At 41.3% G+C, this 18,634-nt stretch carries 19 protein-coding genes; 11 read left to right on the top strand and 8 right to left on the bottom strand.

Going from position 1 to position 18,634, the window contains the following annotated elements:
• Positions 1–6: 6 nt before the first annotated feature.
• Both ABTP35_RS05765 and ABTP35_RS05760 read left to right on the top strand, forming a co-directional pair.
• A complete protein-coding gene (locus ABTP35_RS05765; protein ID WP_293298427.1) occupies positions 7–762 on the top strand; it encodes an SDR family NAD(P)-dependent oxidoreductase in 756 nt (251 codons plus the stop codon).
• Positions 759–1,895 (top strand): ATP-binding protein, encoded by a 1,137-nt coding sequence (locus ABTP35_RS05760; protein WP_293298430.1) that lies wholly within the window; start codon positions 759–761, stop codon positions 1,893–1,895. Before ABTP35_RS05765 ends, ABTP35_RS05760 begins: the two co-directional genes overlap by 4 nt.
• On the opposite strand, the gene ABTP35_RS05755 is transcribed toward ABTP35_RS05760, so the two are convergent.
• Together ABTP35_RS05755 and ABTP35_RS05750 are read right to left on the bottom strand one after the other, a co-directional pair.
• Entirely contained in the window at positions 1,892–3,814 is a 1,923-nt protein-coding gene (locus ABTP35_RS05755) for an alpha-amylase family glycosyl hydrolase (RefSeq protein ID WP_293298433.1), read from the bottom strand. The two genes, ABTP35_RS05760 and ABTP35_RS05755, sit on opposite strands and share 4 nt — an antisense overlap.
• A 6-nt stretch (positions 3,815–3,820) precedes the next feature.
• Complete coding sequence (locus ABTP35_RS05750) at positions 3,821–4,759, bottom strand: carbohydrate kinase (RefSeq protein WP_224836129.1); 939 nt, start codon at positions 4,757–4,759, stop codon at positions 3,821–3,823.
• A gap of 151 nt (positions 4,760–4,910) precedes the next feature.
• Here ABTP35_RS05750 and ABTP35_RS05745 point away from each other — a divergent pair, with 151 nt between their 5' ends.
• Positions 4,911–5,636 carry a metallophosphoesterase gene (locus ABTP35_RS05745; RefSeq protein ID WP_224836130.1) on the top strand — a complete coding sequence of 242 codons (726 nt, stop codon included), beginning with the start codon at positions 4,911–4,913 and terminating at the stop codon, positions 5,634–5,636.
• Positions 5,637–5,681: 45 nt separating this feature from the next.
• On the top strand, positions 5,682–6,677 hold the full coding sequence (locus tag ABTP35_RS05740) for an acyl-ACP desaturase (protein ID WP_224836131.1): 996 nt from the start codon (positions 5,682–5,684) through the stop codon (positions 6,675–6,677).
• Between the two features lie 28 nt (positions 6,678–6,705).
• Here the strand turns inward: ABTP35_RS05740 and ABTP35_RS05735 are convergent, their stop codons facing one another.
• From ABTP35_RS05735 to ABTP35_RS05710, 6 genes are all read right to left on the bottom strand, one after another.
• On the bottom strand, positions 6,706–7,296 hold the full coding sequence (locus ABTP35_RS05735; protein ID WP_293298439.1) for a hypothetical protein: 591 nt from the start codon (positions 7,294–7,296) through the stop codon (positions 6,706–6,708).
• Between the two features lie 326 nt (positions 7,297–7,622).
• A complete protein-coding gene (locus tag ABTP35_RS05730) occupies positions 7,623–9,176 on the bottom strand; it encodes an aldehyde dehydrogenase family protein (protein ID WP_293298442.1) in 1,554 nt (517 codons plus the stop codon).
• A 69-nt stretch (positions 9,177–9,245) separates the two neighbouring features.
• Positions 9,246–9,620 (bottom strand): DUF1304 domain-containing protein, encoded by a 375-nt coding sequence (locus ABTP35_RS05725; protein WP_224836134.1) that lies wholly within the window; start codon positions 9,618–9,620, stop codon positions 9,246–9,248.
• The gene (locus tag ABTP35_RS05720; RefSeq protein WP_293298446.1) at positions 9,617–10,159 is read right to left on the bottom strand and encodes a 3-hydroxyanthranilate 3,4-dioxygenase; all 543 of its coding nucleotides are present in this window, start codon (positions 10,157–10,159) and stop codon (positions 9,617–9,619) included. Before ABTP35_RS05720 ends, ABTP35_RS05725 begins: the two co-directional genes overlap by 4 nt.
• Positions 10,160–10,264: 105 nt before the next feature.
• Positions 10,265–10,777, bottom strand: coding sequence for a CAP domain-containing protein (locus ABTP35_RS05715; RefSeq protein WP_252080839.1), 513 nt, complete (start codon positions 10,775–10,777; stop codon positions 10,265–10,267).
• A 177-nt stretch (positions 10,778–10,954) separates the two neighbouring features.
• Positions 10,955–11,485 carry a CvpA family protein gene (locus tag ABTP35_RS05710; RefSeq protein ID WP_224836137.1) on the bottom strand — a complete coding sequence of 177 codons (531 nt, stop codon included), beginning with the start codon at positions 11,483–11,485 and terminating at the stop codon, positions 10,955–10,957.
• A gap of 61 nt (positions 11,486–11,546) precedes the next feature.
• On the opposite strand from ABTP35_RS05710, the gene ABTP35_RS05705 reads away from it, so the two are divergent.
• From ABTP35_RS05705 to ABTP35_RS05675, 7 genes are all read left to right on the top strand, one after another.
• Positions 11,547–11,903: a hypothetical protein gene (locus ABTP35_RS05705; protein ID WP_224836138.1), complete on the top strand. Its 357-nt coding sequence runs from the start codon at positions 11,547–11,549 to the stop codon at positions 11,901–11,903.
• Complete coding sequence (locus ABTP35_RS05700; RefSeq protein ID WP_224836139.1) at positions 11,904–12,212, top strand: antibiotic biosynthesis monooxygenase; 309 nt, start codon at positions 11,904–11,906, stop codon at positions 12,210–12,212. It begins immediately after the preceding gene.
• 6 nt (positions 12,213–12,218) lie between these two features.
• Entirely contained in the window at positions 12,219–13,886 is a 1,668-nt protein-coding gene (locus ABTP35_RS05695) for a glycerol-3-phosphate dehydrogenase/oxidase (protein ID WP_293298453.1), read from the top strand.
• 290 nt (positions 13,887–14,176) lie between these two features.
• Complete coding sequence (locus ABTP35_RS05690) at positions 14,177–14,380, top strand: hypothetical protein (RefSeq protein WP_293298456.1); 204 nt, start codon at positions 14,177–14,179, stop codon at positions 14,378–14,380.
• A 57-nt stretch (positions 14,381–14,437) separates the two neighbouring features.
• On the top strand, positions 14,438–15,166 hold the full coding sequence (locus ABTP35_RS05685; RefSeq protein ID WP_293298459.1) for a GLPGLI family protein: 729 nt from the start codon (positions 14,438–14,440) through the stop codon (positions 15,164–15,166).
• A gap of 50 nt (positions 15,167–15,216) precedes the next feature.
• The gene (locus tag ABTP35_RS05680; protein WP_293298462.1) at positions 15,217–15,927 is read left to right on the top strand and encodes a GLPGLI family protein; all 711 of its coding nucleotides are present in this window, start codon (positions 15,217–15,219) and stop codon (positions 15,925–15,927) included.
• A 24-nt stretch (positions 15,928–15,951) separates the two neighbouring features.
• The gene (locus ABTP35_RS05675; RefSeq protein ID WP_293298465.1) at positions 15,952–18,633 is read left to right on the top strand and encodes a carboxypeptidase-like regulatory domain-containing protein; all 2,682 of its coding nucleotides are present in this window, start codon (positions 15,952–15,954) and stop codon (positions 18,631–18,633) included.
• The last annotated feature ends 1 nt before the right edge of the window (position 18,634 follow it).

Here is an 18,634-nt window from a genome sequence, read left to right as displayed (position 1 = left end):
ATTGGAATGGCAACTACAGCGTTAATTACGGGAGCAACAAGCGGAATTGGAAAAGCAACTGCCGAACTTTTTGCCAAACAAGGCTACAATCTGATTCTTTGCGGTCGTAGGGAAGAGCGGTTACATCAACTTAAGAACGAATTGGGCAGGGATACAGCTATTATTACGCTCAATTTTGATGTGAGAAATCGTGAGGATGTATTCTCGGCCATCGACAGTTTGCCCAAGGAATTTTCAGAGATCGATATTTTGATCAACAACGCCGGTAATGCCCACGGTCTGGACCCAATTGACAAGGGCAGTATAGATGATTGGGATGCCATGTTGGATATCAATGTGAAAGGATTGCTTTATATGTCCAAGGCCATTATTCCAAAAATGATAGAGCGTAAATCGGGCCATATCATAAATATTGGATCCACGGCAGGCAAGGAAGTGTACCCAAATGGCAATGTGTATTGTGCCAGCAAGCACGCCGTGGACGCTATAAATCAGGGAATGCGAATAGATTTGAATGCTTATGGAATTCGAGTTGGAGCCGTAAACCCAGGACTGGTAGAAACCGAGTTCAGCGACGTTAGGTTTAAGGGCGATGCTGAAAAAGCTTCAAAAGTATATCAAGGCTTTCAACCCTTAAAACCGGAGGATATTGCGGACATTATTTTGTTTGTGGTTACCCGGCCCTATCATGTAAACATTGCCGACCTTGTGGTAATGCCCACTGCACAGGCTAGCAGTACAATAGTGAAGAAGGAACTATGATCAATAAACGCCTACTCGTAAAAAACTTATTGGCCCATAACGACGAGAATAGTTTTTACGACAAAAAGCGTTTTATATCCATTGGAGAAAAGGAAGGCAAGGCCAAGTTTCTCAAACATGTTTGTGCCTTGGCCAATTCCAATCCCAACAACAACTCTTTTATTGTTATTGGAGTAGAAGATGAAGACAACAAAATTGTCGGGGTTGATTTTTTTGATGACAGCAAAATCCAAAACCTGGTCAATGCCTATTTGGAGAACCCACCTTTAATTTCTTATGAAAACATACCCTTTCCGCATTTGCCCGAAGGCAAGGTAGTTGGGCTGGTTACCATCAGGTCCAACGGAAAGGTCTGTGCGTTGCGCAAAAATATTTGGAAGTATTATGGTGGTGCCGTATTCTTTAGGGAAGGCAGTATAAGTCTGCCCAAAGCCTTTGATATTGAACTTAAGGACATCAATTCTGAAAAGGTGGCCACCATTGAGCAGCATGCCCGGAACAACATTGAATATACCCTGGATGCCGTTCTCAATTTCTTCAACACACGCCACCCCGACTTAACAAGCGATTATAAAGTTTTTAAAGAACAATTTGTGGTCTGTTGGGCAGGCAATAAAAAAAAGGTCAAGGGCAAGGTATATTATTCACGGGTGGATATCGAACTGATCAATGAGCAGGTAAAACTCTTTTACTCCGCTTTGGACGAAATCACCATTGATTACGACGATGATTCCTTTAAAACATTGGAATATGTGCAATTGGGATTGGGGTCACAACAAAAATATTATCCTTTGGAGGAAATGACGATCACTTTTTCCGACAATGGCAAGTACTCGATACATAGCAAATTGATATTTGAACCTCCACAGTTCGACAAGAAAACACTTTTTCACGTATACAATACCAACAATGCCCTCCTAAAAAAGTTGGAAAGCCATATTCCCCTCACGAGTTCCGAACATACCGATATGACCCACCTGCCGGCAACTTATCTCATTTGTTATTTGAACGGGTTTGAAGAGGCCAAGGACAAAATGGATGGTGCCAGGCAATTGTTAAAGACATACGATAGCCATGTGTACCAATCCTTAAAAGAGTCCCAAAGAATTTTGCGCAAAGTTAGGTATGCCTAGGCATTTAAAAGCCAAAACATTTGATAGGGGCCGATCTCCACAAGGCCACTGTTTAGTTTTATCTTTTCTTCGGATACCAGATCTAAGGGTTCTCCTTTACTGAAATACCCCAGCTTTTTTATCCAACTACTATCGATTACCTGCGGATTTTCATCAAAATTGCAAATAACCAACAACCTTTGTTTTTCGCATGTTCTTTCAAAAGATAATATGTGGTCGTTTCCGGTATGGTAGAGCTCAACATTGTTGTGGTCGGCAAAAACAGAGTTTTCTTTCCGAATTCTTATAAGCTTTTGCAAGGTGCCGAATATTCTGGATTGTGGAAGAGTGGTATCTTCCAGTTTGGCAATGGTTTTCCAATCCTGCAAGGGCCGGTTTACCCATCTGTTGTCCCCTTTTTTGTTGTTATCTTCCTGAAAGGAATACTCGTTTAAAGTGCCTATTTCGTCCCCTGCATAGATCAATGGGATACCACCAAAGGCAAGGATGATCCCGTGCAACATATTTATTTTGGCCACGGACTGCTCTATCAATGTTTTGTTTTTTAAGGCAAGGGCTTTCTCCAGTCCCAACAACGAAGCGGCACTCCCGGTAATGCGTCCGTCACCGGTTTTGGGATTGTACATAAACAGCATTCCGGTGGCTGGCGACCAATCCAATCGTTGGCAATAATAATCCAAAAGGAATTTTCGGTGCATTTGCGGGTTTAGGCCCAACTCTTCTATAAGATGGTTTTCATAACCTAACCCAATATCATCATGACAACGGATGTAATTGATCCAGGTACATTCTTTTGGTTTTTGGGGTACGTTTGTTAAACTCTTGTACAACAAATGCGTTTTCTTGGTGGCGACAGAGTTCCATAAAAGTGCCATTAAGGATGCATTGTAGGCCACTTCGCATTCGTTGCCTCGTTTTTCATCCTCCCCAAAGTACTTAATAATATCCGTTGGGGCCACAATGGCTTCTGCCAATAGAATGGTTCCAGGGGCAACGATCTGAAGACATAAACGGAAGAGGGCGATAAGGTTGTGTGCTTCGGGAAGGTTTTGCGAAATTGTACCGAGTTTCTTCCAAAGGAAGGCCAGGGCATCAAAACGGACAACATCCACTCCCATATCCGCCAATTTGACCAAGTTGGTGAGCATCTCTAGAAATACCTCGGGATTGGTATAGTTGAGGTCCCATTGGTAATTGTTGAAAACGGTCATTACCCATCTTTCCATTTCGGGGATATAGGTAAAATTCCCGGGCGCTGTTTCCGGAAATACCTCGGGCAAAGTCTTTTCAAACTCCTCTGGAATGGTATGGTCTTCGAACGTGTAATAATAGTTTTGGTATTTTTTATCGCCCTTTGCGGCTTTTTTTGCCCAAGAATACTCATTGGACGTATGGTTTACTACAAAATCTAACATTAAAAAAATGCCATTTTTACGCAAAGCTTTGGTCAAACCCAACAAATCGTCCTTGGAGCCGTATCTTTTGTCCACTTCAAGGTAATCGTTCACCGCGTAGCCGCCGTCATTTTCGCCTTTAGGGCGTGTGGTGATGGGCATTAGGTGCAAAAAATTGACACCAAGTTTTTTAAAATAGGGTATTTTTTCCTGCAGACCTTTTATGTCCTTATTGAAGTGTTCAACATACAATTGCATTCCAACAATATTCTGCGACTGATACCAATTGCCCGATTTTAATCGCTCAAGGTCCTGTTTTTTTAATTCCGTTGGTCTTTCTGCAAATAGTTTGGGCAGTAGTGCCAAAAGGTTTTGGAAATGCTCCCGATTCTGTTCTTCTGGATATAAAGAGAAGAACAGTTTTTGGATCAAAGTGAGGTTGGTGGCCAACCTTAAATGGCATAGCTCAAGATCATTACTGACCTTATTTTTGGAGAGAAGTTGATGTAAACTGGTCTGGTTCATGGAATTTTACAACTGTTCCTTTGTTGGCAAGGCCACAATGGCCCCATAATTTGTTGTAGTGATGGCTCCGGCCTTATTGGCAGTAGCAACCATTTTTTCGAGGAGGGAGAAATCTTCCATTACGGGGTCAAAATTGCCCAGATCTGAAATTTGATAGAGTAAACAGCCAATAAAGGCATCGCCGGCACCGGTAGTGTCCACCGGGGTTACCGGTATGCTCGGGATTATTTTTTTTGTGCCGTTCATACTTAAAAGTGTGCCGTCTTTTCCCAAAGTAACGGTAATGATCTTTGTGCCTACTGTATGTAGAAAATCGCAGGCTTCTTCAATGTTCTCTTTACCCGATATCAGTTGAGCCTCTTCTTGACTAAATTTGCACAAATGCGATTTTTCTACAAAGGGCATGCACTTTTTTATAAAAGTTTCCTCGTCATCTTTCCAAAGGTCGCTTCTAAAATTTGGATCAAAGCTGATGAACATTTCTTTGGTAAGACCATCAAAAAGATATTTGGTATAGGTTTTTTCCAAAGGACCGCCCAATAGCGCGGTCGCAGCACCCAAGTGAAGGATATTCCCATGCAGGTTTTTTCGAAGATTTGCATTGTACTTGAGCTCCTTGTCCGCACCTCTGTTAAATACAAAATCCCGTTCACCATCTTCCGAAAGGGAAACAAAGGCCAGCGTTGTAAAGGTGTCGGATAGTTGGGTCAAGGAAATATCAACACCTTCGTTTTTAAGGGTCTCCAATAAAAAAGAACCAAATGGGTCAGACCCAACACAACCGATAAAAATCCCGTTTCCTCCAAGTTTGGAAATCGCACAGGCCACATTGGCCGGTGCACCACCTGCTTTTTTTGTAAACTCAAAGGCCTGGGAAAGGTCACTTCCTTGCTTTTCGGCAACAAAATCTATAAGTAATTCACCTATGCAGTAAATTTTCTTCATACGCTTTTCGAAATATTCTAAGGTACATAGAAATTTATACCACGTCCAAAAATCGGGGTCCTTATTTTAATTGAAGGTTAAATACTCGATAAAGCTCCTATCATTTTTTATTGGACAGGGATTTGTGTGTAATATTGTCAAAAACTATTCTATGCGTACATTGGTTGTGGGTGATATCCACTCGGGAGTAAGAGCTTTGGAGCAAGTAATGGAAAGGGCAAAGGTAACTTCTTCCGATCATATAATATTTTTGGGAGATTATGTTGATGCTTGGAGCACTGCTGTGGAAACTGTGGATTTTTTGATTCAGTTAAATACCGATCATCAGTGCACCTTTATAAGAGGCAACCACGATGAACTTTGCCGGGCATGGCTCATGGATCAAAAGGAGAACCCACAATGGTTGGCGCATGGTGGAGCAGCTACCCGAAATTCGTATTTAAAAGCGGACAAGGATAAATGGCAATTGCATATTAAGTTTTACGAAGGGTTAAAAAACTATTACCTCTCGCAGGACAACCGGTTATATCTACATGCAGGTTACACTAATCTTAAAGGAATAGATTTTGAGTATTTTGAACAGTCGTTTTACTGGGATAGAACTCTTTGGGAACTTGCGACCGCTCTTGATCCGGATCTAACACCCAAGGACCCAAAGTTTCCAAAACGACTTACCCATTATAAGGAAGTTTTTATTGGGCATACTCCATTGTCGAAAACAAAATTTGTGGAGCCGGAACGGCGTGCGAATGTTTGGAACGTGGACACCGGTGCTGCCTTTATGGGCGGACTGACCATGCTGGATGTGGAAACCAAAGAATTTTGGCAGAGTGATCCGGTGCGTTCATTTTATCCTGAGGAAAGAGGAAGAAATTAGATAGATTCCAATATTTTATTTTGACCTTTGTGAAAAACCCCAAGTATGTCGATAAAGAATGTAAGATTGGAAGTAATGCAGGCAATTGAACCCAAAGTAGAAGGGTTTATAGATGAATTCCTTATTCCTACCGAAAAAATATGGCAACCCACCGACTTTTTGCCCAATTCGCAGAGCGATAATTTTTTTGATGAAATCGAACAGATCAGGGAAGAAGCCAAAGAGTTGGAATACGATTTTTGGGTGACACTCGTGGCCGATACCATTACCGAAGAGGCTTTGCCTACCTATGAGTCTTGGTTAATGGATGTTGAAGGTATAGATCAGCACAATGGAAAGGATAATGGATGGAGCAAGTGGGTTCGTGCATGGACTGCAGAGGAGAACAGACATGGTGACGTCCTGAACAAATACTTGTATCTGTCCGGACGAGTTAATATGCGAGAAATAGAAATCACCACCCAGCATTTGATATCCGATGGTTTTGATATAGGAACGGATAGAGACCCCTATAAAAACTTTGTGTATACCACTTTTCAAGAACTCGCGACCAATATATCCCACAAAAGAGTGGGCAAATTGGCAAAGAAAAAGGGAAATGGCCTGCTGGCAAAAATGTGTACCATAATAGCTGGGGACGAGATGAGGCACCATTTGGCCTATAGAGAATTTGTAAAGACCATTATGGGGCAAGACCCCGACGGAATGGTTTTGGCCTTTGCCGATATGATGAAGAAGAAAATAGTTATGCCCGCCCATTTTTTAAGAGAGTCAGGGGGTAACATTGGTGAAGCATTCGAACAATTCTCCAATTGTGCACAAAGACTCGGCGTCTATACGGCACAAGATTATGTGGACATCTTAAAAAAGTTGAACGAGTATTGGGACCTTGGAAATCTTCGAGGACTTTCGGATAAAGCGGAAAAGGCAAGGGACTATCTTATGAAGCTTCCAGAGCGATTACAACGGATTTCCGAGAGAATGCAGTTTTCTCAGGAACAGTACATTTTTAAATGGGTCGAGGCCAACGGAAGAATGTAGAACGACCGGTTGGTCCAATGGAGTTTTTTTAATATTTACCTGCCCTATGCTTTTCTTGCCAATCGAATAGCTGCTGCCAGAGACCTTCGTGAGCCATTTTTGCTTGCATGGGCCAAGAGGCAGGGTCGTGGATACGGTACCTTTTTCCACCAGTATTTAAAACTTCTTGGCATTTGTCCACAGAACATTCGGACAGAGCTTCCCATGTTTTAACGCCAACGCCGTGGAACAGACCTTCAATTTTGGGGCCGATTCCCTCCACAAGTTTTAGGTCGTTTTCTTTAATGGTTTTCCCAAATATAGCCTTAGCCTCCGAGGGGTCGAATAGGTGCGTTTCCGCTTTTGGTGACCCTACGATTTTTTCAATATCCAAGGATTTTATTTTTGAGTTGTCCAGCCTTTTATGACAATTCTCCAAATCCGATTTTAACTTGGTGTTCTCAATTTCAAGAAGATTAAGCGCCTCTGTGTTTTGTGAAATGGAAGGCGTGTCGGACTTTCCAAAAAAATAACCGAGAACAGCAGAAATGATCCCTACACCGGCCAGTAAAATCCAATACCATAAAGCTGAAGTTTCCCAATCCATTTTCAAAAAATAAACACCGTGTAAACGAGACATTTAAAATATTAAAAAAATCTTAAAATTCTAAATAAATGTATCAGAAATTGAGGGAGTTAGTAAAAAATACGATTCGCTGAAATGGAATTGAAACGGATAAAGGGCAAAAAGGAACCAATCATACAATTTTTATGGCCACTTGTAAGATACCTTTTAGAAACTATGGGGAATATACTGAACTTTAGGCCAAATATTAGGTAAAGAACCCTATTTCTCCCGACAAAGTTCCGGCATTGGAGTAGGGTTTTAAATTTAAGTTTGAGTTAGTTAAGTTGGTTTAAAGACCGCCCCTCCGGTAAGACTACTGAAAGGGCGGCTTTATGTTTTTATAGATCAAACTTAATGCCTTGTGCCAAAGGCAGCTCCGTTGTATAGTTAATGGTGTTGGTCTGTCTGCGCATGTAAATTTTCCAAGCATCGGAACCACTTTCCCTGCCTCCACCAGTCTCTTTTTCTCCACCAAACGCTCCACCGATCTCAGCACCGGAAGTTCCAATATTTACGTTGGCAATTCCACAATCGGAACCTTCTACGGAAAGGAATCGTTCAGCTTCACGCAGGTTGTTGGTCATAATAGCGGAAGAAAGTCCTTGTCGAACGCCATTTTGGAGTTCCAAGGCATTTTCAAGGTCTCCGCTGTATTTAAGAAGATATAGTACAGGGCCAAATGTTTCGTGCTGGACAATTTCGTAATGATTCTCTGCCTCTGCAATGGCCGGTTTTACATAGCAACCGCTTTCATATCCTTCACCTTCCAGTACCCCACCTTCAACCAAAATAGTTCCACCTTCTGCCTCGACTCTTTCCAATGCGGACAAGTAGTTTTTAACGGCATCTTTATCAATAAGCGGTCCTACGTGGTTGTTTTCATCCAGAGGATTTCCAATTTTGATCTGCTTGTAGGCGTCAACTATGGCATTTTTCACCTTATCGTAAACTTCTTCGTGAACAATCAATCTACGGGTAGAGGTACAACGTTGTCCACAAGTGCCCACGGCTCCGAATACGGCTCCGATAACGGTATTTTTAATATTGGCATCCGGGGTAACGATTATGGCATTGTTTCCCCCAAGCTCCAACAATGTTTTACCAAGGCGTTCGGCCACGGTTTTGGCCACTATTTTTCCCATTCTTGTAGATCCCGTGGCGGAGATCAATGGAATGCGCTCGTCCTTTGTCATCAGCTCGCCTATGGTATAATCTCCGGTAATTAAGCAGGAAATACCTTCGGGAACGCCATTTGCGGCAAATACACGGGCAGCAATATTTTGGCATGCAACGGATGTGATGGGGGTTTTTTCCGAACCTTTCCAGATACAGGCATCACCGCAGACCCAGGCCAAGGCTGTATTCCAGGACCAAACGGCCACGGGGAAATTAAAAGCAGAAATAATTCCTACAACTCCTAGTGGATGATATTGCTCGTACATGCGGTGACCTGGACGCTCACTGTGCATGGTAAGTCCGTGCAGTTGACGGGATAGTCCCACTGCAAAATCACAGATGTCGATCATTTCCTGCACCTCGCCCAATCCTTCTTGGTAGCTTTTTCCCATTTCGTAGGATACTAACTTGCCCAATGGCTCTTTTAACCGTCTAAGTTCATCGTTGAATTGACGAACCACTTCGCCACGTTGGGGCGCTGGCATGGTTCTCCATTTCTTGAAGCCTTCCCGAGCGGTACTGATCACTTTTTCATAATCTTCAGGGGTGGTAGCTTTGACCTTCCCGATAAGTGCACCATCTACTGGAGAATAAGACTCTATGATTTCACCATTTGAAAACCAATCTTTTCCGGTAGAGGTACCATTATTGATTTCGTTCAAGCCCAACTCTTTTAAGGCTTCTTCTATTCCAAAAGCAGCTGCTATTTTTGACATTTATAACTTTTTAGTAGTGAATTGTTATATTTTTACAATATTACGAATAATCTTATTATTCTTAAGGGTTTACAGGAATTGATGGATCAGAAGCAAGCCTAGACCTAAGATGGCCGGAAGGCCTTGCACGATCAATATTTTTTTAGATGCGGTGAGAGCTCCGTACAGTCCGGCCACGGCAACACACCCCAAAAAGAAGAGGGCCACATAAATTTGCCATTCGGCATTTTGTATGAACAGTGACCAGATCAGTCCTGCTGCCAAAAAACCATTGTAAAGACCTTGATTGGCGGCCAATGTTTTGGTAGGTTCGAACAAATCTTCCGGAAAACTACGGAATACCTTTTTTGCTTTGGTGGTCCAAGCGAACATTTCCAGCCATAGAAAATATATGTGGAGCAAGGCCACGATCCCAATTATGATCTTTGCGAAAAGGAGTATCATTCTTCTTTGGCTACAAAACGTTCGTCCACAGGCATAATGGTACCACAATTATCACAGGTGCGCAATTGTTCCGATCCATAAAAGTGCTTAAAATGACCTAGGAAATCTTTCTCGATATCATTCAATTTAAAGTAAACCTCGTGCAGTTTGTGGTTGCAATTGTCGCAAAACCACAATAATCCATCCTCTGCATCCAGATCGGTACGTTTGCGTTCCACCACGAGCCCGATCGAGCCTTCTTTTCGTACCGGGGAGTGGGGTACTTTAGCTGGATGAAGGTACATGTCCCCGGGGCCCAACTTCATGGTTTTCTTTTGTCCATCTTCTTGGATATTTACCTCAATATTACCTTCTAACTGATAAAAAAGCTCTTCGGTTTCGTTGTAATGATAGTCTTTGCGTGCATTGGGCCCGGCCACGATCATTACTATATAATCACCGGATTCTTTATAGAGGTTTCTGTTCCCTACCGGCGGTTTTAGGGTATCTCGGTTTTCCTCAATCCATTTATTTAGATTGAAAGGTGCCTGTATAGCCATTTTCAAAGATTTTACGAAAGGTAAAAAAATCCTTGTTGGCAACATAGCGATTAACAAAAAAGACCCGCTTAGCGACGGGTCTTGATATACTTTTACTCGAAAAACCTATTCAACCTTTAAGAAAATCTGGGTGTAGTACGGTCTCCCCTCTTTATCTAGTTGTACACTAAGTGTAGTATGGGTAAAATCGCCTTCCATGGCAGCTTTATGAGAGGAGCTTTCTATCCAACCCTCTAAAGTTTTGGCAGCCGAGGTATAGTATCTTGCTACATTTTCCGAGACACTGATAGCATCGGTTTCTGCTGCTATTTTTGATGCTCTCGAATCAAAATTATCGTGACTAAGGGCATTGCGCGAAATCATGTAATCGTTATGTTCTTCGGCATATTTATAGGAGGGAGCACTTTTGGATAGTGAGCTTAACCCTTTCGATTTGCGATGTTCGTTGACCAGACCTAACAAATCTTCCTCCATTTTAGCCGGGTCAACTGTTTGTTTTTCATTTCCAAGAGTAGCTTCTGTATATCCCAATTCATCTTCTTGCGCGGGTGTAGTGCTACAAGTGGTCAGGGCAAGAGCAAGCGCTACGGCCAGCAAAGTGCCATATAATTTTTTCATTTTCGGGGTGTTTTCGGGAGTGTTCTAAGTTCCCTTGTGTTCTCATTGCTAAAATAGCGGAGCACCTTTCTTATTCCATGAAATTTCCATGTTTGGCCAGATTATTACGTTGAAATACAGGAAAAAGGAAGCAAAGGGTTTTTTGGGAGCGATTTTTATCATTCTATACCAAGCCGGTTATATTATCTCTTCGGTGGCTTCAATGTTATCGGAAGGTATAGTTTTTTCGTCATCAAAAACATAGGAGAAGATCAGATCGCCCAAATCTTTGATCGGTTCGTAAAAAACAGAATCTTCTTTGGTTTCCTCATTAATTAGGCCCAAAGGAGTCGTGAGTTTTTCAAAAAAAATAAGGAAAGCGCCTAGAATAACAGCAACTTTCAAAGCGCCAAAAATACCGCCTGCGACTTTGTTCAAAAGCCCGAGCATGGCAAAATCGGCAATCTTGGTCAATATTTTACCGGCCAAGTTTACTGTAACGATGATGACAAAAAAGGTTATCAAAAAGGCCGCTATTTTTAGGTATTGCTCGCTCCAATCAAATTGTGCGGCCAAATAATCGCCGGTGATGTGGGAAAAATGTATGGCGCCGTAGATTCCGGCAATAAGGGCGATCAGGGATGCCAGCTCAACAAAAAGGCCATTTTTTAAGCCTTTATATAGGCCCCAGATCAACAGAATTCCGATGATGATGTCCAAAAAGCTCATACAAGGGTTTTAACAAATATAGAATATTGATTTGTACCTTTGAAACTCATATCAAAAACAGATGTCAAGAGACGAACAATTAAAGGAACGATGGGAATTTTTGGTGGCAAAATTGTCTGCACAGTTTTCTGATGGTGACCCTTTGGAGTTGGACGGGATTGTTTATTTGGTAGGGGTCCAAGAGCTTGGAGATTTTCATCGTAAGTTTAAAAAGGACGAGAAGGTCAATCTGATGCACATTGCTATCTGCCGCCTTTTGGAACCTTATGGCTATTACGATTTTGATTTTTTTGATGAAGATGGATGGCCCCATTACAAAGTAAAGGAACAACTACCACCGCTAAAAGCAGGGGAGCAGACCGTGTTAATGAAGGAAGCTGTGGTGAATTATTTTCTGGAAAAGGAGTACATTGTTTAAATGGAACTTAAAAAACCATACTACGCTGTAATTTTTACCAACCTGAGAACCGAAGGAGATAATGGATATGGCCAAATGGCTGAAGAAATGGAAGCATTGGCCCGAAAACAATCAGGGTTTTTGGGTTTTGAAAGTGCCCGGGATGGCATGGGCATTGCCGTTAGTTATTGGGAAAGTCTGGAGGCCGTTGCCAACTGGAAATCTCAACTAGATCATAAAAAAGCTCAAAAACGAGGAATAGAAACCTGGTATTCTTGGTACAAAGTACGCATATGTCGCGTGGAGCGTGAATACGAATTCAATAAATAAAATTTTATGGGAGGGAACATCGATTTTTCAAATGTGAATAGAAGAGAGGCCCTCCAAAACATTGATAGGGATTCCTATGACCTTGTGGTGATCGGCGGTGGTATTACCGGTGCCGGTATTGCTTTGGATGCTTCTTCCAGAGGAATGAAAGTCTTACTGCTTGAAAAAGGTGATTTTGCCTCTGGTACCAGTAGCAAATCCACTAAACTGATCCACGGCGGACTACGCTATTTAAAACAATTTGATTTTTGGTTGGTAAAAGAAGTAGGTTCCGAACGGGCCATCGTACATAAATTGGCCCCGCATTTGGTGATTCCCGAAAAAATGTTGCTCCCTTTGATCGAGGGTGGTTCCTACGGAAAATGGTTGACTTCCATTGGTTTAAAAGTCTACGATATTCTGGCGCAGGTTTCGGGGGACGATAAACGCCAGATGCTGGAGAAGAAGGAGGCCATGAAACTGGAGCCCCTTTTGCCCAAAAAGATTTTGAACGGTGCCGGCTATTATGCCGAATACCGCACCGATGATGCGAGACTTACTTTGGAAAACCTAAAAACCAGTCTTCAATTTGGTACGCGGATATTCAATTATACCAAGGTCACCGATTTTCTGTATGACGATGAAAAGGTAGCAGGGGTCAAGTTTACGGACGAAGTGTTTGGAGACGAGTACAAGATTTCATCAAAATATGTGATCAATGCGGCAGGTCCCTGGGTGGATGAGCTGCGTAGTGTGAACCAATCCAAAAAAGGCAAGCGTTTGCACTTGACCAAGGGTGTCCATTTGGTATTTCCGAAGGAAAAACTTCCCGTGAAGCAATCCGTTTATTTTGATATTCCCGATGGGCGGATGATGTTTGCCATTCCACGTGGCAAGGTTACCTATATTGGGACTACTGACACCAATTATAATTCGGACAAGGACCATGTGACCACAGAATTGGCCGATGCCATTTATTTGATTTCTGCCGTTAACCATATGTTTCCGGATATCGAATTGGAATTGGATGATATTATCTCGTCATGGGCTGGACTACGCCCCTTGATTCACGAAGAGGGCAAATCCGCTTCTGAATTATCCCGAAAAGATGAAATTTTCACCTCTGAATCTGGATTAGTGAGTATTGCCGGAGGTAAACTTACGGGCTATCGAAAAATGGCCGAGCGCACCGTGAACCGTATTTCCCAAAAAATGGAAGAAGATTATGGAGTGGAACTCAAAGCGTGTACTACGGATAAGATTCCACTTTGTGGAAACGACTTTAAAAAGTTCAAACATGTAAAAAAATACATTGCCGAACTTCAAGAGCGGCTTCAAGGGGATGGTTTTACAAAGTACGAAGCTTGGTATTTAGTAACCACCTATGGTAAGCAGGCAGAAACTATTTTGGAATTATATGCTAAGATTAAGGGAAACGACCCCCAAGAAAACATGATTCGGGCAGAAGTACAATTTGCCATAGCCTACGAAAAAGCATTGAATCCCTTGGATTTTTTCATTCGGAGAACGGGCAGGCTTTATTTTGATATTGATAGTGTTCGGAAATACAAAGAAGCTGTTTTTAAAGAGTTCCAAAAATCATATAACTACTCCGATGAAGAAATGGAGGTCTTTTCTAAGGAATTGGATTCGCAATTAAAGGAACATTCCGATTTTTCTTTGGAGCGGGATTAATCCAACTTCTCTGTTAAATATATTTTTCTTTGCCAAAACCTATCAATTCGAGGAAAATTCATAGGATTTTGTTGATTTCCAGTTCTCGACACGATTTTTCTTTTGAAGAATACTGAAAATTATCAATCCGTCAATTCAAAACCACCATACATCAATTTAAAAGAAGTATCCGTGGATTCTGAGAGTTTTGAAAGATAATTTTGACATAGCTTCATACCAAGTCTTACAATTTTTTGCGCAAATCTTGAAGTAAGTAAAACTGATTTCTTAACCTATTAATTTTTTAGAAAATGAAGAAAGCAATTTTTTTATTGAGTACTGTTTTTGCTATTGGTTTTTCCTCAAATGGTTTAAATGCTGCTACAGTTGAAATGCCAGTTGATTGCGAAGGAATGGCATTTGATTATGCGGATTACATTTATAATAAAACTGGAGATGGTTTTGCGGCTGGAAAGGCTTTTACAGTTGCATATGCCTTATGTGAAATGATGTAAGTAATATAAAGGTAGTATGACCGAAATTTTCGGTCATACTACTTAAAAAAATTTATTATGAAAAAGTATAGTCTAATATATATTGTTCCTTTTCTGCTTTTTGTCAATCCAACCTTCGCCCAAATTACAAGTGGAAAAATCCTCTACCGTGTAAGTATGGATAATACTGAAAACGAAAAAGAAGGTTCACCACAGTTAGAAAGGATGCATAAGGTGGTTGCCGATGCTGCCAAAAATATTCAATTGGAATTATTATTCGACCAAGAAAAAAGTGTTTTTCAACACCAGAGAGGACTTAGTATTTCGTATTATAAAGAACTAGACGAGTTTGTTAAGTACCTTACTTCTAAGGGAACTTATTTTACGAACTTAACTAACAGCGAACAAATATTGCAGACCTACTATGAAGATAGGAAATACAATGTAGAGTCAGAAATAGAAAAGCAAGATTGGACTCTGACCAAGGAAAAGAAACAAATTGGAAAGTTTTTGTGCTATAAAGCCATTCTTGATAAATCCAACACTGGATTAAATGAAGATACTATAGCCTGGTATGCCCCGGAAATCCCCGTTTCTTTTGGTCCGGTGGATTATGTGGGAAACCTTCCTGGCCTAATCTTGGAACTACAATTGCCCATAGCTACCTACACCGCTAGCAAAGTTGAACTAAACCCCAAAAAAGAAGTAAAAATAGAATGGCCCCAAGATATCGAAACCATGACAGAGGAAGAATACAAAAAGGAAGGTGATAAGGTCAAAGCACAACTGGATGGAGGATGGTGGTAAGAATCAAGAAATGATTGGAATATTAATATTTCACAAAAATGAAATGAATAATGTATTTAATTCTGTTGGGTTGTATCAATTGTGTGTTTGCGCAACAAAACTCGGTAGAGGTCACGTACAAGGTCGACCTTGTTGAAACTGAAGTTTCTGAGGTTTTAAAGGATATTTATAAAATAGCTTATGATAATGTAAAGTTCATAGATTTTAAACTTTTAGGTTATGCAAAGGAGTCACTTTTTTATAGAGAAAAACTGTTGACCAATGATGCAGAAAAAGGAGCCGATATTGCATTGACCATTCTTGGTGCAAAAGGAAGGTTTTTTACAAATCTTGAAAATGGGTTGGTTTATGAGGATTTACCAGCCTTTGGAGAGAAATTTATTGTAAAACATCCTGTAATTACAAATGAGTGGAAGCTAACCAAAAATAGTAAGAGCATTGGTAAATATTTATGCTATAAAGCCACAACGACTTATGTTGTAAATAATAGCAAAGGAAGATTTGAATTTCCGGTTATTGCTTGGTATGCTCCCGAAATCAATTTGTCTTTTGGTCCCAAAAATTATTCTGGCCTACCTGGATTAATTTTAGAACTACGTGAAAAGGATAGAATATTTTATGCTGATAAAATAAACTTGGGTCAATTGGACGAGAAGCAACGTAAGCTTATAGCTCCACCTAAGGGTAAAAAACCTATAACACAAGCAGAATTTGATGCCATAGGAGCCAAAATAGCCAAAGAACGATTTGGAGGAAGGTAATTTACATGAAATAGTCAAATTATATTGAGCCGATATTTTTTATTGATTTATATTCTTTGTTTTAGTCCCATCAACTTATTGGGTCAAAATGTTACCCTAAGGGGCACTGTATCGGATAGCACTACCACGGCACCAATGATCAACGCCAACATCTTGGCCTTCCCCAAAAATGATGGTGAGCGTACCCAGTTTGCCATTACCAACGATAAGGGTGAGTATGTGCTGCGCTTGGAAAAAGAGGTGGCCTACTCCATTGAGGTGAGCTACCTCGGCTACCAAAAACTCTCTTTTGATTATACCGTAACACAAGATGAAATAAAAGATTTGAAAATGGTGCCCAAAACCAACGACCTCGATGAGGTGGTCTTGGAATACAAAATTCCAATAGAAGTAAAAGAAGACACCATAACCTACCAAACAGATGCTTTTGTTACCGGAGAGGAACGTAAACTGCGCGAAGTACTTAAAAAGCTACCCGGCATTGAGGTGGACCGGGAAGGTAATGTGACCGCCCAAGGCAAAAAAGTGACCAAAGTTCTCGTAGAGGACAAAACCTTTTTTACAGGAAACAGCAAACTAGCCGTAAATAACATTCCTGCCGATGCCGTGGATGAGGTGCAAGTGCTAGACAATTATAATAAAATCGGATTTCTCAAAGGACTGCAGGATTCCGATGAACTGGCCCTCAACATCAAACTAAAAGAGGACAAAAAGAAATTCGCCTTTGGCGATATGGAAGCGGGTGGAGGGATCAAAGACCGCTATTTGGTGCACCCCAACCTGTTTTACTACAGTCCCAAAACCAATATCAACTTTATTGGTGACCTGAACAATATTGGGGTCAAAAGTTTCTCCTTTTCCGATTATTTGGAGTTCAATGGGGGATTTGGCAAGCTTATGGACGATATTGGAGGCTATTTTTCCCTGAGCAGGGACGATTTCTCCCAATTTTTGAACAACACCGATTTCAGGGCGAACACCAATCGCTTTGGGGCATTCAATCTTAGGCAAACGGTCTCGCCCAAAACGGACATCAACAGTTATGTAATTGCCAACAGCAGCGATACCGAAACGGAATCCAACACCCTGAACATTTACAACAATTCCGATGGATTCTTGAACGAGGACAGAACGGAACGCAACAATTACGACAATTTCTTTTTGATCGGGAAGGCAACGGTGGAACACGAACCCAACAGCGATGAGAATGTAACCCTGAATTCGTTTGCAAAATTCACCAAAAACAAGGGCGACGGCATCATTTTGACTCAGAGTGAAGATCGAAGTACTTTTTTCAACACCCTGCAAAATATTTCGGCACTGGAGCTAAAACAGAATGTGGAATACAGCAAGCGTTTTTCAAGAGCTCAAACCCTGAGTTTGGAGGGTTCTATGGCATTTCAAAAAAGCACTCCGGAGAATACTTGGGAAACGGACCAAGTTTTTCTGCAAGATTTGATTCCTTTGGAAGAAGACGATTCCTATCAAGTTTTTCAGAAGAAAGAGACCCGGACCACATCCTTTGATTTAGTATTGAAGGATTATTGGGTGCTCAACAATTTCAACCACATCTATACCACCTTCGGCACCAATTTACGGTTCGATGATTTCACAAGTGGTGAAATACAACAACTCACCAATGGAAGTATCAATGATTTTTCAGAAAATGGCTTTGGAAACCATATTAATTATCGGTTCAATGACACATTTCTGGGGCTGGAATTTAAATTTTTGGCAGGTATTTTTACGGTGAAATCAGGACTGTTTTATCACAATTACAATTGGGACAATGAGCAAGAAGGACTTTCGGTAAACAATAGCACCCAAGTTCTGCTGCCGGCTTTTGATGCAGAGGCGGAGTTCAACAGCAGCGAAAAAATACGATTCGGCTACAGGCAGCGGAGGCAATTCCCGACCATTGACCAGTTGGGCACTAATTTTATGCTGAGATCCTTCAATTCGGTGGGGTTGGGGACGCCTGATTTGGAAAACGGAAGAAACCATTCCTATTCCCTGAGCTATTATAAGTTCAGTCTATTCCGAGGTTTGAATCTGAATGTTGGTTTGACCTATAATAAAAGAACACAAAGTGTAAAGAACACCACAGTATTGGACGGCATCAATCAATTTGTAACCTACACCCTGTTCAACCAGCCCGAAAACTCCTTAAACGCCAATTTCAGATTCGGGAAGCGAATCCACAAGGTCAAGCTCAGTTTGGAAAGCAGGGGAAGCTATAACGAATTTTTCCAATTGGTGAACAACAATGTGTCCAAAAACCTTTCCCGTTCCATTTCTGCCACAGGTAAGGTGGAGACCCTTTTCGATAAATGGCCCAATTTGGAGTTGGGTTACACGCACAACCCATCGGTTTATACCACACCCACTAATAAAAACACCTTTACCAATTCGAGCATCTTTGCAAATCTGGATTATGTGTTTCTCAATGATTTTCATTTGAAGGGTGATTATGAGCGAACGGAATACACTAATGAGGGACAAAACCTGACCAATGTTTTTGATGTAGCCAACGCATCACTGTTTTACCAAAAAGAAGACAGTCCTTGGGGTGTCGAAGTCTCCGTACAAAACCTTTTTGATGTGCGGTTCAAAAGGCAGAACTCGTTTTCTGATTTTTTGATCAGAGACCAATCCACGTCCATCATGCCAAGGATTGTGATGTTTAAGATTTCGTATAAGCTTTAAA

Origin of the sequence: Flagellimonas alginilytica (genome assembly GCF_042134605.1) — a bacterium.
GTDB classification, from domain to species: Bacteria; Bacteroidota; Bacteroidia; order Flavobacteriales; family Flavobacteriaceae; genus Flagellimonas; species Flagellimonas alginolytica.
This window is presented reverse-complemented; position numbering and strand designations above follow the sequence as displayed.

Coding starts and splice junctions, on each gene's coding strand:
- ABTP35_RS05765 (WP_293298427.1), top strand. CDS start 7: ATGGCAACTACAGCGTTAATTACGGGAGCAACAAGCGGAATTGGAAAA.
- ABTP35_RS05760 (WP_293298430.1), top strand. CDS start 759: ATGATCAATAAACGCCTACTCGTAAAAAACTTATTGGCCCATAACGAC.
- ABTP35_RS05755 (WP_293298433.1), bottom strand. CDS start 3,814: ATGAACCAGACCAGTTTACATCAACTTCTCTCCAAAAATAAGGTCAGT.
- ABTP35_RS05750 (WP_224836129.1), bottom strand. CDS start 4,759: ATGAAGAAAATTTACTGCATAGGTGAATTACTTATAGATTTTGTTGCC.
- ABTP35_RS05745 (WP_224836130.1), top strand. CDS start 4,911: ATGCGTACATTGGTTGTGGGTGATATCCACTCGGGAGTAAGAGCTTTG.
- ABTP35_RS05740 (WP_224836131.1), top strand. CDS start 5,682: ATGTCGATAAAGAATGTAAGATTGGAAGTAATGCAGGCAATTGAACCC.
- ABTP35_RS05735 (WP_293298439.1), bottom strand. CDS start 7,296: ATGTCTCGTTTACACGGTGTTTATTTTTTGAAAATGGATTGGGAAACT.
- ABTP35_RS05730 (WP_293298442.1), bottom strand. CDS start 9,176: ATGTCAAAAATAGCAGCTGCTTTTGGAATAGAAGAAGCCTTAAAAGAG.
- ABTP35_RS05725 (WP_224836134.1), bottom strand. CDS start 9,620: ATGATACTCCTTTTCGCAAAGATCATAATTGGGATCGTGGCCTTGCTC.
- ABTP35_RS05720 (WP_293298446.1), bottom strand. CDS start 10,159: ATGGCTATACAGGCACCTTTCAATCTAAATAAATGGATTGAGGAAAAC.
- ABTP35_RS05715 (WP_252080839.1), bottom strand. CDS start 10,777: ATGAAAAAATTATATGGCACTTTGCTGGCCGTAGCGCTTGCTCTTGCC.
- ABTP35_RS05710 (WP_224836137.1), bottom strand. CDS start 11,485: ATGAGCTTTTTGGACATCATCATCGGAATTCTGTTGATCTGGGGCCTA.
- ABTP35_RS05705 (WP_224836138.1), top strand. CDS start 11,547: ATGTCAAGAGACGAACAATTAAAGGAACGATGGGAATTTTTGGTGGCA.
- ABTP35_RS05700 (WP_224836139.1), top strand. CDS start 11,904: ATGGAACTTAAAAAACCATACTACGCTGTAATTTTTACCAACCTGAGA.
- ABTP35_RS05695 (WP_293298453.1), top strand. CDS start 12,219: ATGGGAGGGAACATCGATTTTTCAAATGTGAATAGAAGAGAGGCCCTC.
- ABTP35_RS05690 (WP_293298456.1), top strand. CDS start 14,177: ATGAAGAAAGCAATTTTTTTATTGAGTACTGTTTTTGCTATTGGTTTT.
- ABTP35_RS05685 (WP_293298459.1), top strand. CDS start 14,438: ATGAAAAAGTATAGTCTAATATATATTGTTCCTTTTCTGCTTTTTGTC.
- ABTP35_RS05680 (WP_293298462.1), top strand. CDS start 15,217: ATGTATTTAATTCTGTTGGGTTGTATCAATTGTGTGTTTGCGCAACAA.